Annotated in this window: 13 protein-coding genes; 8 read left to right on the top strand and 5 right to left on the bottom strand. The window is 46.0% G+C overall.

From position 1 onward, the window contains the following. Nucleotides 1–222: 222 nt before the first annotated feature. The 3 genes from gyrB to dnaA form a co-directional block, all read right to left on the bottom strand. Nucleotides 223–2,628 (bottom strand): DNA topoisomerase (ATP-hydrolyzing) subunit B, encoded by a 2,406-nt coding sequence (gene gyrB, locus VK958_RS06925; RefSeq protein ID WP_325240125.1) that lies wholly within the window; start codon nt 2,626–2,628, stop codon nt 223–225. A 94-nt stretch (nt 2,629–2,722) separates the two neighbouring features. Further along, nucleotides 2,723–3,826, bottom strand: a complete 1,104-nt coding sequence (gene dnaN, locus VK958_RS06920; RefSeq protein ID WP_325240123.1) for a DNA polymerase III subunit beta — start codon at nt 3,824–3,826, stop codon at nt 2,723–2,725. Between the two features lie 269 nt (nt 3,827–4,095). Next, entirely contained in the window at nt 4,096–5,526 is a 1,431-nt protein-coding gene (dnaA, locus tag VK958_RS06915) for a chromosomal replication initiator protein DnaA (protein ID WP_325240121.1), read from the bottom strand. A 335-nt stretch (nt 5,527–5,861) separates the two neighbouring features. On the opposite strand from dnaA, the gene rpmH reads away from it, so the two are divergent. From rpmH to mnmE, 5 genes are read left to right on the top strand one after another with little or no spacing between them, the layout of a single operon-like run. Next, nucleotides 5,862–5,996: a 50S ribosomal protein L34 gene (gene rpmH / locus VK958_RS06910; protein WP_018987191.1), complete on the top strand. Its 135-nt coding sequence runs from the start codon at nt 5,862–5,864 to the stop codon at nt 5,994–5,996. 25 nt (nt 5,997–6,021) lie between these two features. Continuing rightward, nucleotides 6,022–6,387: a ribonuclease P protein component gene (gene rnpA, locus VK958_RS06905; protein ID WP_325240114.1), complete on the top strand. Its 366-nt coding sequence runs from the start codon at nt 6,022–6,024 to the stop codon at nt 6,385–6,387. Between the two features lie 8 nt (nt 6,388–6,395). Continuing rightward, nucleotides 6,396–6,605: a membrane protein insertion efficiency factor YidD gene (gene yidD / locus VK958_RS06900; RefSeq protein WP_325240112.1), complete on the top strand. Its 210-nt coding sequence runs from the start codon at nt 6,396–6,398 to the stop codon at nt 6,603–6,605. Nucleotides 6,606–6,624: 19 nt separating this feature from the next. Then, nucleotides 6,625–8,232: a membrane protein insertase YidC gene (yidC, locus tag VK958_RS06895; protein ID WP_325240110.1), complete on the top strand. Its 1,608-nt coding sequence runs from the start codon at nt 6,625–6,627 to the stop codon at nt 8,230–8,232. 43 nt (nt 8,233–8,275) lie between these two features. Continuing rightward, complete coding sequence (gene mnmE, locus VK958_RS06890; RefSeq protein ID WP_325240178.1) at nt 8,276–9,658, top strand: tRNA uridine-5-carboxymethylaminomethyl(34) synthesis GTPase MnmE; 1,383 nt, start codon at nt 8,276–8,278, stop codon at nt 9,656–9,658. 20 nt (nt 9,659–9,678) lie between these two features. Here the strand turns inward: mnmE and VK958_RS06885 are convergent, their stop codons facing one another. Together VK958_RS06885 and VK958_RS06880 are read right to left on the bottom strand one after the other, a co-directional pair. Continuing rightward, nucleotides 9,679–10,266, bottom strand: a complete 588-nt coding sequence (locus VK958_RS06885) for a cytochrome b/b6 domain-containing protein (protein ID WP_325240109.1) — start codon at nt 10,264–10,266, stop codon at nt 9,679–9,681. An 18-nt stretch (nt 10,267–10,284) separates the two neighbouring features. Next, nucleotides 10,285–10,719 (bottom strand): DUF1924 domain-containing protein, encoded by a 435-nt coding sequence (locus VK958_RS06880; protein ID WP_325240107.1) that lies wholly within the window; start codon nt 10,717–10,719, stop codon nt 10,285–10,287. A gap of 234 nt (nt 10,720–10,953) precedes the next feature. Here VK958_RS06880 and mnmG point away from each other — a divergent pair, with 234 nt between their 5' ends. From mnmG to VK958_RS06865, 3 genes are read left to right on the top strand one after another with little or no spacing between them, the layout of a single operon-like run. Continuing rightward, on the top strand, nt 10,954–12,891 hold the full coding sequence (gene mnmG / locus VK958_RS06875; RefSeq protein WP_325240177.1) for a tRNA uridine-5-carboxymethylaminomethyl(34) synthesis enzyme MnmG: 1,938 nt from the start codon (nt 10,954–10,956) through the stop codon (nt 12,889–12,891). Next, nucleotides 12,888–13,514 carry a 16S rRNA (guanine(527)-N(7))-methyltransferase RsmG gene (rsmG, locus tag VK958_RS06870; RefSeq protein WP_325240105.1) on the top strand — a complete coding sequence of 209 codons (627 nt, stop codon included), beginning with the start codon at nt 12,888–12,890 and terminating at the stop codon, nt 13,512–13,514. Before mnmG ends, rsmG begins: the two co-directional genes overlap by 4 nt. Next, entirely contained in the window at nt 13,514–14,272 is a 759-nt protein-coding gene (locus VK958_RS06865) for a ParA family protein (protein ID WP_325240103.1), read from the top strand. The genes rsmG and VK958_RS06865 overlap by 1 nt, the downstream gene beginning before the upstream one ends. Nucleotides 14,273–14,290 lie beyond the last annotated feature (18 nt).

Below are 14,290 nucleotides of genomic sequence, written 5' to 3'. Positions count from 1 at the left end.
CTGGGTTCTGCCGATTAGAATTATGTTTTTTGCAAGCTGTTAGTTCCTGCCATCAGTAGTCGTGTCGCGGGTTTAAACCCTATACAAAATCTAAAAGAAGCGTTCACTATTCGTTATCAGGATGAGGACTACTTACACTCCCAAAAAGAAAAGGCTCCATACGGAGCCTTCAACTTATTGCAATGTGGCCGGATCTTTAATTTGATCCGCCGTTAGATGCTATTAAACATCCAGTGAGCTCACACTCAGCGCATTGCTTTCAATAAATGCCCGGCGTGGTTCCACGTTATCGCCCATGAGTGTAGTAAAGATTTCATCGGCACTGATCGCATCGTCGATTTGCACTTTGAGTAAACGACGCACAGTTGGGTCCATGGTGGTTTCCCACAGTTGCTCCGGATTCATCTCACCCAGCCCTTTATAGCGCTGGATGTTCAGGTTATGTCTGGCTTCCCCTAATAACCAGTCCAGCGCCTGTTTGAAGGTACTGACGCGTTGCTCTTTATCGCCACGTTTGATTAACGCACCTTCACCCAGCAGGTTATTCACCAGTTGCGAGGTACGATTGATTTGACGGTAATCACCACTGCCGACGAATTCGGCATCAATCACACAACTCTGCAGGTTACCGTGCACGAATTTATTCACTTCCAGGCGGTAAGCGCTGGTTTCGGTATCTTGCGCTACGATCACTTCAGAACCAATGGCTCCGAGGATAGGGCGCAGTTTACTGGCCGCGTCATTAGCAGTGGCTTCAGTGCTCAAGTCCAGCTCACCCAAGTCTTGAATGGCGCGCAACACACTTTCATCGTACAGGTTGGCAATACGACGGATCACGGCTTCTGTCAGCACCATTTGTTTGGCGATGCTGTTCAGTGCGTCATCTTTCAAACTGTCGCCGCCTTCACGAGTCAGTAACTCGGCACCTTTGAGTGCTGAATTCAGCAGGTACTCATCCAGTTCGTGCTCATCTTTCAGGTAACGCTCTTCACGGCCCTGTTTGACTTTATAAAGTGGTGGTTGCGCAATGTAGATATGTCCGCGTTCTACAAGCTCAGGCATCTGGCGGTAGAAGAAGGTCAAAAGCAAAGTACGGATGTGGGCACCATCGACGTCAGCATCAGTCATGATGATGATGCGGTGATAGCGCAATTTTTCGACATTAAAATCCGCTTTGCCGATGCTGGTACCCAAAGCGGTAATCAGTGTCGCAATTTCCTGTGAGCCCAGCAGTTTGTCAAAACGGGCTTTTTCTACGTTAAGGATTTTACCTTTTAACGGCAGGATGGCCTGGTTTTTACGGTCACGGCCTTGTTTGGCCGAACCACCGGCAGAGTCACCCTCGACCAGGTAGATTTCGCACAGGGCAGGATCCTTTTCTTGGCAGTCGGCCAGTTTACCTGGCAAACCCATGGTATCCATCACGCCTTTGCGACGGGTGATTTCACGCGCCTTACGCGCTGCTTCACGTGCACGGGCTGCTTCAACGATTTTTCCACAAACGATTTTGGCATCCACCGGATTTTCAGCTAAAAATTCTGCCAGTCTGGCTGACACGATCTCAGACACTACCGGCTGTACTTCACTAGAAACCAGTTTGTCTTTGGTCTGGGATGAGAATTTAGGATCAGGCACCTTGACTGACAATACGCAAGTAATACCTTCACGCATGTCATCGCCAGTGGTTTCCACTTTGGCTTTTTTAGCGAATTCGTTTTGCTCGATATATTGATTCAAGGTCCGCGTCATGGCAGTACGCAAACCGGTTAAATGGGTACCACCGTCGCGTTGCGGAATATTGTTGGTGAAGCATTGCACCGTTTCAGAGTAGCTGTCATTCCACTGCATCGCGACTTCTACCGTCATATTGTCTTTTTCGCTGATCGCGTAAAACACTTTCGGGTGCAGGACAGTTTTACTGCGGTTCATGTATTCCACAAACCCTTTGATACCACCACTGAACTCAAAATTTTCTGACTTGCCAGTGCGCTGATCGATCAATTCGATTTTCACGCCGTTGTTCAGGAAAGATAATTCTCGGATACGTTTAGCCAATATTTCGAAGTGGTATTCAACCAGCACAAAAGTATCAACAGAAGCCAGGAAATGCACTTCAGTACCTTTTTTATCGGTGGTGCCAGTGACAGCCAAAGGTGCTTGTGGCACACCGCGGTGGAATTCCATCTGGTGCACTTTGCCTTTGCGGTAGATTTTCAGTCTCAACCAGTCTGACAAGGCATTCACTACCGATACACCCACACCATGCAGGCCGCCTGACACTTTGTATGAGTTCTGGTCAAACTTACCACCAGCATGCAACTCAGTCATCACAATTTCAGCGGCAGAACGCTTAGGCTCATGTTTGTCATCATCCTTGATATCGGTGGGAATACCACGGCCGTTATCAGAAATACTAATGGAGTTGTCCGGATGGATGATGACTTTAATATCATCGCAATGACCAGCCAATGCTTCGTCAATCGCGTTATCCAATACTTCAAACACCATATGGTGCAGGCCGGAACCGTCTGACGTGTCACCGATATACATGCCTGGACGCTTACGTACTGCATCCAAACCTTCTAAAATCTTGATACTGTCTGAGTTATATTCTTGTGGCTGTGCCATAACAAAAGTTTCTTTAATTGATTAAAAGACGATTGAAACCAATACCGTCCGTGTTTCACGTGAAACACGGCGACCACTCATTGGTAACCCTGCATTATATGCGCATTGGCATCACAACGTATTTATAGTTGGTATCGCTGGCGGTGGTGATCAGGCAACTGCTATTGGCATCAGCAAACGCAAACTGGATGTTTTCATCGCCCAGATTGTTGAGCACGTCAATCAGGTAAGTCACATTAAAGCCGATATCCAGGGGTGCCTTGCTGTAATCGATATCCAGTTCTTCTTCGGCTTCTTCCTGCTCGGTATTGGTACTGATCAGCTTGAGTTGACCATCGGTAATTACCATGCGGATACTGCGATACTTTTCATTAGAGAGAATCGAAGCACGCTGCAATGCGCTCAAAATCGCCTGCCGATTCACCTCAAATGTATTCTGGTGACCATTCGGGATGACACGGTTGTAATCCGGGAATTTACCGTCGATCACTTTACTGATGAGCTGGATATCACCAAATTCAAAACTGACCTGGCCATTGAGTAGATCGATCACCACCGGCGAGTCGGATTGTTCATCCAGTAATTTGGTTAATTCCAACACAGTTTTACGCGGCAAAATCACTTCAGTTTTTTCAAATTCCTGATCCAGCGTGGTATTGGTATAGCTTAAACGGTGGCCATCGGTGCCCACTACGTGCAACTGGTTACCTTGCACTTCCATCAACAGGCCATTCAGGTAATAACGGATATCCTGTTGTGCCATGGCGAATTCGACCTGTTTCAACAGCCGTTTCAGTTCTGATTGCGCCAGGCTGAAACTGATGTTCTGGCCGCTGGCTTTGCTCATTAATGGGTAATCAGCTGCTGGCAGGGTTTGCAGGTTGAATCTGCTCTTACCTGCTTTCAAAGTAATGCGATTATCCTGGTTATTCATTTCTATGGTGGTGCTGTCAGGCAATGAACGGCAGATATCGAGTAATTTCTTGGCAGAGATGGTGGTACTCAACTCACCCTCAACACCACTATTCACTTTCAGCGAAATCTGCATTTCCAGGTCGGTCGCCGTCAGATGCATTTCCTGCTGTTTGATGTTGATCAACAAATTGGAAAGAATTGGTAACGTATGTCTGCGTTCTACGATTCCGGTGACATTGTTAAGTGGTTTAAGCAATACTTCACGGCTGATTTTGATTTGCATGGCCTGACCTAATTAATAACTTTATTTCAATATATAAAAGATAAGAATAATAGTAATGATACGATTATTTGTGGGTAACTTAAAAATCTATTTAAATTCAACCACTTGTTGCACTGCTAGCTTGTGTATAAATTGCGGTTTAAACCTGCATCGTTTGTGCCTGGTATTGTAAACTGAATTTATCCTGGCTTTACGCAATATTTAAACACAGTTCATTCGCATCTTATCCACAGCTTTTGTTTTCAATCTGTTGCTTTAATCCCTGATCACTAATCTCTAATCACCTGCGTTAAAAAACCGATATCGCGCGCGAGTGTCTGGTCATTTAAACGATGTTGTTCGATTTCGTCACAGGCATGCATCACGGTGGTATGGTGACGACCGCCAAAGGCCTCCCCGATTTCAGGGAAACTGTGATTGGTGAGTTCCCTGGCTAACGACATCGCTACCTGACGTGGTCGAGCGACATTGCGCGAACGCTTTTTACTGAACATATCACTGACTTTTATCTTGTAATAATCAGCGACGGTTTTTTGTATGTTTTCAATAGTGATCTGGCGACCACGCACGGCAATCAAGTCGCGTAAAGCATCTTTGGCTAAATGTACATCAATCGCATGACCGGTAAAGTTAGCCATGGCAATAATACGGTTAAGGGCACCTTCGAGTTCACGTACGCTGGAGCGGATTTGCTTGGCGACAAAAAATGCGACATCTTCATGCAGGTTGATCTTCAGGGTCTCGGCTTTTTTACGCAGGATGGCGACACGCATTTCCAGTTCCGGTGGCTCAACGGCGACGGTCAGGCCCCAGCTGAAGCGTGTGCGCAAACGCTCATCCATATCGACGATCTCTTTAGGATAAGTATCACAGGTAATGACAATCTGTTTTTTTTCTTCGATCAATGTATTGAATGCATAGAAAAATTCTTCTTGCGTACGGGTCTTTTTGGCAAAAAACTGAATATCATCGATCAGCAATAAATCCAGCGAATGGTATAACTGTTTAAACTCATCAAACGCTTTATTTTCGTAGGCTTTCACCACATCTGACACATAACGTTCAGCATGGAGGTAGCGGATATTAGCGTCTGGCTTCACTTTTTTCAGCTCGTTACCAATCGCCTGCAGTAAATGCGTCTTACCTAACCCTACGCCGCCATAAATAAATAGCGGGTTGTAGGCTTGGCCCGGATTACCCGCAACCTGGATGGCAGCCGCACGTGCCAGTTGGTTGGCGCGCCCGGTGACATAATTGTCAAAGAGGAAACTGTTATTGAGCCCGCTGCTTTTTTCAGCTTTTAAATTTTTAACCGGGACACGGCTAGGCAGAGGTTTCTTTTCTGCGATTTTTTCAAGAGATCTTGGAAGTAGCTTGGCAGCAGGTTTTTCACTGTTGCCAAGCTCAGTATCCATGGAAGGCATACCAGAGTGTGCATTCGCTAAACCCGGTTCGGTTTGCAGAATGCTGCTGTCGACAATCAGCTCAACAACCATAGAATTGGATAGTTCCAGCGCAATGGTTTCAATGCGGCTGAAGAACTTGCTCTTTACCCACTGCATGACAAACTTGTTAGGCGCAACAATTTGTACGGCCTGACCATTCACGCGCGCTCGCAGGGGTTTAATCCAGGTATTGTATTGTTGTGCAGACAGTTCCTGTTCGAACTTCAGCAGACAATGCGCCCAAAAGTTTTCCATTGCTCCAAAATTTTCAATGTATGCAAAAGCTTACTCCAGCTTGTTAGTCTGTGAGAAGTTTGCGTTTATTCTTTAATAGTTGCCAGGAAAGAGTGGCAGAAGTGAGAATCAAACCTGTTTAACCGTGTGATTCATTGAGAACATTCTAAACGTTTTGAGGTGAGTTATCCACAGCCTGCACCTAATAAAATATAAAAAAAATCATTGACATACCAAGCCGAAATCATGTTTAATTAAGGGTTTTTGAAATCGGCAAATTTCCGCTGTGAAACCAGTGGTGCCGGAACAGATTTTAATTGCCGGGATTATTCCCTACTTGGCACAGGAGCTAAATAATGAAACGTACCTACCAACCATCTAAAACACGTCGTGCCCGTACCCATGGCTTTCTGGTACGCATGAAAACCAAAGGTGGTCGTGCAGTGATTGCTGCCCGTCGCGCTAAAGGCCGTAAACGCCTGGGTCTGTAATTCCCGGTGTGGCATTGCTTAATCAATGCATGACATTACAAAAGCCATGACATTGTACAAGCTTAGAAAAACGGATGAATTTTCATCCGTTTTTACTTTCAGGAAACGGTTATATGGCGAGTGGTTGCTTGTTAATATAAAACCTAATCAGCAAGATCAGCACCGTTATGGTCTGGTGGTCTCAAAAAAAATCGCCAAGCTGGCGGTAAGTCGTAATTATATGAAGCGTGTACTGCGGGAACTGTTAAGAAATCAACCATCCCCTGCTGCAAGCGGTTATGATGTTGTGCTTCAGGTACGCAAGAAATTTCAGCATGCTGATTTTCCTGCAGTACAACGTGATCTGTCACTTTTGCTGGGCAAGCTGAAAAAAACAGCTGTCGTTTCCTGATAAATCCGATGAAAATAGTACTGATTACTTTGATTAAGTGTTACCAGTGGGGCTTGAGTCCCTGGCTGGGCCGTCAATGCCGTTTTCATCCAACCTGTTCACACTATGCGATTGAGGCTTTAGAGCGCTATGGCGCTATTAAAGGTTCTCGACTGGCATTGGCCCGTATCGGCCGCTGTCATCCCTGGCATCCCGGTGGTGTGGACCCTCTTCCTTGACTTGTAAAAACGAAACCTTATGGATACTCGCCGTTTAATTCTGTTCGTCATTTTTTCTTTCTCCATCATGTTGCTATGGGATGCCTGGCAAAAAGAACATGCACCTGAGACCCCTGCGACGCAAACTGCTGCCACCCCACAAGGTGCACCTGCTGATAAGCCACTAGAAAACGGTGGCTTCAGCCTTAAAAAGGGTGAACGCATTTCGGTAAAAACCGATCTTTATTCAGCGGTGATAGATACCGTCGGTGGCGATTTGCGCCAGCTGTCTTTGCTTGAACACAAAGCAGATGACAACTCCGGGCCATATGAGCTGATGAGCGATCAAAGCAAGGATAAGCTTTATGTAGCGCAGACCGGCCTGAAAGGTGATGGCCTGCCTACACATTACGAGATGTTTACTACTGCCAGTACCAGCTATGTCATGCAAGAGAGCGAAAATTCACTCGAAGTGCGTTTAACGGCGCCGGAAACTAACGGCATTGCAGTAGAAAAGATTTACATCTTCCATCGTGGCCAATACCAGATCGACGTCCGTTACGAAATTAAGAATAACAGCGCACAAGCGATTTCGCCTTCTGTGTATTACCAGATCATCCATGACAGAGAATCTAACCAGGGCTCAAAAATGATGCCTACCTTTACCGGTGGCGCCTATTTCAATGAGGCTGATAAATATAACAAGGTCAAATTCGATGAAATGGCGAAGAAAGATATCTCACTCAGCGCCAAAGATGGTTGGGTCGGGCTGGTTCAGCACTATTTTGTCAGTGCCTGGATTCCTCAATCCAAAGCAGAACAAAAGTTCTATACCACTAAACTCAGCGAAAGTGATTTTTCAATCGGCACTATCTTACCGGTTGGTGAGATTGCTGCCGGCAGCACTAAAACTATCGATGCCAAATTATTCACCGGCCCACAGGAACAGGATGCTCTGGAAGCAGCTGCGCCTGGCATGGAATACGTGGTTGATTACGGTATCCTCACCATTATTGCCAAGCCATTGATGTGGTTGTTGACCCATATCTATGACCTGGTTAAAAACTGGGGTGTGGCTATTATTATTCTGACAGTGTTGATCAAGGCTGCTTTCTTCAAGCTATCTGCCTCCGGTTACCGCAATATGGCCCATTTGCGTGAAATGGCACCACGTATGCAGGCGTTGAAAGACAAGTTTGGCGATGACAAACAAAAGCTGCAACAAGCCATGATGGAAATGTACCGCACTGAGAAAATCAATCCCATGGGTGGCTGTCTGCCTATCTTGGTGCAAATTCCGGTGTTTATTTCCCTGTACTGGGTATTGTTGGGTTCAGTGCAATTGCGGCACGCACCTTTCTTCGGCTGGATACAGGATTTGTCAGCGACTGATCCTTACTTCATCCTGCCTATCCTGATGGGCGCGACCATGATCATTCAAACCACTTTGAATCCACCCCCTACGGATCCTATCCAGGCCAAGGTCATGAAAATCATGCCGGTGTTGTTCAGTGTGTTCTTCTTCTTCTTCCCTGCTGGCCTGGTGTTGTACTGGCTGGTGAACAATATTCTTTCTATCTGGCAACAGTGGGCGATCAATCGCATGATACATGCAGAAACAGTTGCTAAAAAAGGGCATGGCAAGTAATCAACAACTGGGTAACGTTAACTTAGGGAATGCCAGCGCTGAAATGACTCCGTCTGGCCCTGAGCAACCAAACCCTGCGACAACTGATTCAAGCACCGAAACCATTGCAGCTATTGCCACCGCGCCGGGTGCCGGTGGTATCGGTGTTGTCAGGGTCTCTGGCCCATTATCCAGGCAGATAGCCGAACAAGTACTCGGTCACTGCCCTTCCCCCAGGCTCGCTGCCTATTTACCTTTTCTACAAGCTGATGGCAGCTTGATTGATCGCGGCATAGCGATTTACTTTCCCAATCCACACTCCTATACCGGTGAAGATGTACTAGAGCTACAGGCCCATGGAGGCACAGCGCTTATGCAAATTCTGCTGGCCCGCTGTATTGAATGCGGTGCTCGCCATGCAGTGGCTGGTGAGTTTACCCAGCGCGCTTATTTGAACGACAAAATTGATCTGGCGCAAGCTGAAGCCGTGGCTGATTTAATCAACGCTGCCACTGCTGAAGCTGCGCGCAGTGCTGTACGCTCATTGTCGGGTGAGTTTTCCCAGGCCATTCAAACACTGTTACAGCAATTGATAGATTTGCGTATGTATGTCGAGGCTTGTCTAGATTTTCCTGAGGAAGATATCGATTTCATAAGCCAGGGACGCGTATTGGAAAAGTTGCATGCAAACCAGCAAGCTTTGCATGCTATTTATACCAAAGCCAAACAAGGCGCCCTCTTACGCGAAGGTATGAATGTTGTTTTAATTGGGCAGCCTAACGTTGGAAAATCCAGCCTGCTCAACGCGTTGTCTGGTGAGGATATTGCAATCGTGACCCCGATCGCAGGGACTACACGCGATACGATTAAGAACGTTATTCAAATCGAAGGCGTACCATTACATATCATTGATACGGCTGGCCTGCGCGAGACTGAAGATATCGTTGAACAGGTAGGCATTGAACGCACCTGGAAAGCCATTGAAACTGCGCAGGTGGCTTTATTACTGATAGACAGCCAGCATGGTATTGGCCCTTACGAAATCAGCATTCTTGAAAAACTATCGACTGAAATCCAAAAAGTCTGGGTGCATAATAAGATAGATGTTTCACGTGAAACATCTCGCATAGAAATTCTCGAAAAAGAGACACACTTGTTTTTATCAGCCAAGACAGGCGAAGGTATTGCCGCCCTGCAAAAAACGCTTCTTGAAATTGTAGGTTATCAGCCAGGAAGTGAGGGTGTGTTCATGGCGCGTGCGCGACATCTTCAGGCATTGCAACAAGTGGAGTTACATCTGGATTTGGCAACAAAACAAATGCATGCTGCCGAACTGATTGCAGAAGAGTTGCGTAGTGCCCAAGAGGCGCTGGCATCCATCACTGGCGAATTTACCCCTGATGATTTGCTGGGTGAAATATTCAGCAGATTTTGTATCGGTAAATAGTAGATAAATAAAAACCCGCATTAGCGGGTTTTTTTCTGTCTGGGAAATGGCGTATTTCTCCGGCTGTAGCGTTCATCAATCAGGCAAACGCGCTTGGAGCCGGTAATCATGGCCCAGATCAAATTGTCTTTATGAATAAAGCTTTCAAACAATACACCTAATACATGAATGACAACTACACCCAACCAGGTCCAAGTAACATAGTGATGGATGACTTGGGCTAAATCATCATCAATAAATCCCCAGCCGCTGTTATAGACAATACAACCTGAACCCACTGCCAGAATCCCTAAACCCAGCATCGCATAGATCGCAATCGAACCGACAGGATTATGGCCAACATAATGCCTGGCTGTCCCTTTAAGCAGTTTGAATAAATGTTTCACTGCCCAGACGGGATTTAACGGAAAACTTTGGAAATTGGCGTAGCCGGTTGCGACTACGCCCCAGATAATACGCGCAATGATCAAAGTGCCGGCGACATAGCCTGCGTAAGCATGGTGCAATCTATCCCACATGGAACTATGGGTATAAAACGCATATGCAAAAGCCGCCACCAGGGACCAGTGGAATATCCGGATAAATGGATCCCAAACGTAACGCAGCATTCCAGTGGTTAACTCTGCTTATTTTGTTGGTTTAGTTTCGGTCAACAAATAGGCAATAAAGTTGGCTTTTTCAGCCGGTGCACAATCTGCGCCTAAGATATCGTTGCAATGCTTGGTAAACTCTTCTTCCACCTTATCAATATCAGTGAAGCGTTTTGTGTTGACACGAGGTGCCAAAGGAGGAATTTCTTTGTTGGTGACGATATTTTTACCAACGTTAGCAGGATTGTTCGTGTGGCATGATGCACATGCAGCTTCTCTGCCGCTCGCTGTTTGAAATTTACGATTAAAAAAGATTTTGCCATCTGTAATTGAAGGCGCTTTAAATGAGGGATTTACTGACTGTGCAATGCTGGTATATTTGTAAACCAATTTTTCAGCATTGGTCACATCAGCGGCTGCGTTTACAGAAAAAAGTACCCCGAATACAGCAATAATTGTTTTGATTTTCATGGTAAGAGCTCCTTTGGTTATTATTGGAATGAATTTTATTATTTTTATGTTAAGTAAATATGGCTTGCTTGTAATTGATTTGTATTAAACCGTAATTAATTTGTATTAAAACTGTAGTAAATCCATAATCAAGTGTAACGAAAACACGGTTATGTGTGAATTAAAATTACAGGCAGGCTTAGTTTACGCTAAAATCTCATCTCTTTTAAAATCAAATAGTTCAATCACTTTATGATGGATTTTCCTGATAAATTCGATGTGATCGTTGTCGGTGGTGGCCACGCAGGTACCGAAGCGGCGCTGGCAGCCGCGCGCATGGGTCAAAAAACCCTGCTGCTGACTCATAACATTGAGACATTGGGGCAAATGTCCTGTAATCCCTCGATTGGTGGCATCGGCAAAGGCCATCTGGTGAAAGAAGTTGATGCACTTGGCGGCGCCATGGCTGCTGCCACCGATATCGGTGGTATCCAATTTCGTATCCTGAATTCTAGCAAAGGCCCGGCCGTACGTGCGACACGTGCACAAGCTGATCGTATCCTCTATAAAGCTGCCATTCGTCATCGCCTTGAAAATCAACCCAACCTGTGGCTCTTTCAGCAGGCGGTGGACGATATTATTTTAGAAGGTGAACAAGCGGTTGGTGTCGTCACGCAAATCGGACTGCGTTTTCATTCAAAATCAGTCGTGCTGACAGCCGGTACTTTTCTGGGTGGGTTGGTGCATATTGGTTTGCAGAATTACAGTGCTGGACGCGCCGGAGATCCGCCAGCTATTTCACTGGCTGCCAGATTGCGTGAGATTGGACTCCCGGCGGGCCGCTTGAAAACAGGCACCCCACCCCGTATTGATGGACGCACCATAAACTATAGTGTCATGACTGAGCAGCCAGGCGATACGCCGGTACCGGTCTTTTCATTTCTGGGTACTGCTGCACAACATCCGCAACAACTACCTTGCTGGATCACGCATACCAATCAGCAAACGCATGACATCATCCGTAGTGGCTTGGATCGCTCACCGATGTATACCGGTGTGATCGAGGGTGTGGGTCCGCGTTACTGCCCTTCTGTGGAAGATAAGATTCATCGTTTTGCAGATAAAGAGTCCCATCAGGTATTTCTTGAGCCTGAGGGATTGACCACGCATGAAATCTATCCTAATGGCATTTCTACCAGTCTGCCGTTTGATATCCAGTTGGCACTGGTGCGATCTATTAATGGCTTGGAGGCTGCGCATATCTTGCGCCCCGGGTACGCTATAGAATATGACTATTACGACCCGAGAGGCTTGAAATCTACCCTCGAAACTAAAACAGTAAGTGGATTGTTTTTTGCCGGTCAGATTAATGGCACCACCGGGTATGAAGAGGCGGCTGCGCAAGGATTGCTTGCAGGTGCGAATGCTGCATTGTATGCGCAGGATAAAGAAGGCTGGTGCCCTTCCCGTGAGCAAGCTTATTTAGGTGTGTTAGTGGATGACTTGATCACGACTGGGGTAAATGAGCCGTACCGCATGTTTACCAGTCGTGCAGAGTATCGTTTACAACTGCGCGAAGATAATGCAGATATGCGGTTGACAGAAATGGGCCGTAAACTAGGGTTGGTAGATGATGTGCGTTGGGAAGCCTTCAGTAAAAAGCAGGAAGCTGTTGAACGCGAACAGGCACGACTAAAACGGACATTCCTTCAACCAGACAATGGTCAAGCAAATACCTCAAGTCAAAATAAAATTGTTTCACGTGAAACACAGTTAGAAGTTTTTGGTAAGGCTTTGGAGCATGAGTATTCATTATTCGAATTGTTACGTCGCCCAGAAATTACTTATCAGTCTCTAATGGGTATTATGCCTTCTCTAGATTCATTGGCTGATGACGTTATCGAGCAAGTTGAAATTGCAGCCAAATATCAAGGGTATATAGACCGGCAAAATGAAGAAATCGCCAGACAAAAAAATAGTGAACACATTAAATTGGGTGAGGCTATCCAATATGATGATGTGCATGGCTTAAGTAATGAAGCGCGGCAAAAACTGTTGGCGCAGAAACCTGAAACCATAGGTCAGGCCAGTCGCATCCAAGGCATTACCCCTGCAACAATTTCTTTGCTGTTGGTGTATCTCAAGCGCAGGCAGAAAAAACAAAGTCTTTCTGGTGATATCGCTGCTGCATGACAAGTTTGGATTCGAAATTAGCAGAAGGCGTAACAGCGCTGGGTTTGGAGTCGGTTGTGACAACCGATATGCAGGCAAAATGTTTGACCTACATGGCTTTGCTGCAAAAGTGGAACAAAGTCTATAACCTGACCGCAATTCGCGATCCACAAGAAATGTTGGCATTGCATATACTGGATAGTCTAAGTGTGTTGCCGTATGTGCAGTCAGGAAATTTGCTGGATGTAGGCAGTGGCGGCGGTTTGCCGGGATTGATAATTGCAATCACACGACCAGATGTGCAAGTGACCACAATTGATACCGTGCAGAAAAAAGCCATTTTCATGCGCCAGGTAAAAGCTGAGTTAGGGTTGGAGAGTGTGCAGGTTGTGCATAGCCGTGTTGAGGCTTATCAGCCACCCTCGCCATTTGGACAAGTGATTTCCAGGGCGTTTTCAGACATAGCCTTGTTAAGGCGATTGACTATGCACCTAATAATGCCGCATGGTCGCTGGTTGGCAATGAAGGGGGTGATCCCTTCAGAGGAGTTACAACTCGCCAGCATTATCCCTTCAGAAGTTATTCGTTTGCTGGTACCAACACTGCAAGCGGAAAGACATTTAATTGTGTTTGAGAATTCATAATGAAAATAATCGCGATCACCAACCAAAAAGGCGGCGTAGGTAAAACGACTACTTGCGTTAATCTGGCAGCCAGCCTTGCTGAACATGGTAAAAAAGTGTTGTTGGTCGATCTGGATCCGCAAGGTAATGCCAGTACTGGTAGCGGTATAGATAAGGCGCATCTTAAAGGCAGTATTTACCAGGTGTTGATTGGCAATAATACTTTGCAGGAAGTAATCCTGCGTGCAGAAGCGGCGAAGTTTGATGTGGCACCTTCTAACCGTGATCTCGCGGGTGCTGAAGTCGAGTTGGTGAATGAAATGGCGCGTGAAACACGGTTAAAGAATGCCATTTTAAAGTTGGGGGATAGTTATGAATATGTGTTACTGGATTGTCCGCCCTCTTTAAATCTGGTCACAGTAAATGCTTTGACTGCTGCACATTCGGTAATGATTCCTATGCAATGTGAGTATTATGCATTAGAAGGACTTTCAGACCTGGTCAATACTATCAAGAAAGTGCGCGCTCACTTAAACCCGGTCTTGGAGATAGAAGGTCTGCTGCGCACCATGTTTGATAATCGCAATATGCTGGCTCAGCAAGTGTCGGCGCAACTGGTCAGTCACTTCGGTAAAAAGGTCTATCAAACGATTATTCCACGCAATGTGCGTTTGGCGGAGGCGCCAAGTTATGGCATGCCGGTGCTGTTATACGATCGGGCTTCTAAAGGTGCCCAGGCTTATCTTGAGTTGGCCCAAGAACTCATCCAGAAAAATTAAATTTTCAAATTTAAAAGA

The sequence above is a fragment of the Methylophilus sp. genome (genome assembly GCF_035460085.1).
GTDB lineage: Bacteria > Pseudomonadota > Gammaproteobacteria > Burkholderiales > Methylophilaceae > Methylophilus.
This window is presented reverse-complemented; position numbering and strand designations above follow the sequence as displayed.

What these genes read in the sequence shown, in the direction of transcription:
- gyrB (WP_325240125.1), bottom strand. Translation starts at nt 2,628, where the DNA reads ATGGCACAGCCACAAGAATATAACTCAGACAGTATCAAGATTTTAGAA.
- dnaN (WP_325240123.1), bottom strand. Translation starts at nt 3,826, where the DNA reads ATGCAAATCAAAATCAGCCGTGAAGTATTGCTTAAACCACTTAACAAT.
- dnaA (WP_325240121.1), bottom strand. Translation starts at nt 5,526, where the DNA reads ATGGAAAACTTTTGGGCGCATTGTCTGCTGAAGTTCGAACAGGAACTG.
- rpmH (WP_018987191.1), top strand. Translation starts at nt 5,862, where the DNA reads ATGAAACGTACCTACCAACCATCTAAAACACGTCGTGCCCGTACCCAT.
- rnpA (WP_325240114.1), top strand. Translation starts at nt 6,022, where the DNA reads ATGCATGACATTACAAAAGCCATGACATTGTACAAGCTTAGAAAAACG.
- yidD (WP_325240112.1), top strand. Translation starts at nt 6,396, where the DNA reads ATGAAAATAGTACTGATTACTTTGATTAAGTGTTACCAGTGGGGCTTG.
- yidC (WP_325240110.1), top strand. Translation starts at nt 6,625, where the DNA reads ATGGATACTCGCCGTTTAATTCTGTTCGTCATTTTTTCTTTCTCCATC.
- mnmE (WP_325240178.1), top strand. Translation starts at nt 8,276, where the DNA reads ATGACTCCGTCTGGCCCTGAGCAACCAAACCCTGCGACAACTGATTCA.
- VK958_RS06885 (WP_325240109.1), bottom strand. Translation starts at nt 10,266, where the DNA reads ATGCTGCGTTACGTTTGGGATCCATTTATCCGGATATTCCACTGGTCC.
- VK958_RS06880 (WP_325240107.1), bottom strand. Translation starts at nt 10,719, where the DNA reads ATGAAAATCAAAACAATTATTGCTGTATTCGGGGTACTTTTTTCTGTA.
- mnmG (WP_325240177.1), top strand. Translation starts at nt 10,954, where the DNA reads ATGGATTTTCCTGATAAATTCGATGTGATCGTTGTCGGTGGTGGCCAC.
- rsmG (WP_325240105.1), top strand. Translation starts at nt 12,888, where the DNA reads ATGACAAGTTTGGATTCGAAATTAGCAGAAGGCGTAACAGCGCTGGGT.
- VK958_RS06865 (WP_325240103.1), top strand. Translation starts at nt 13,514, where the DNA reads ATGAAAATAATCGCGATCACCAACCAAAAAGGCGGCGTAGGTAAAACG.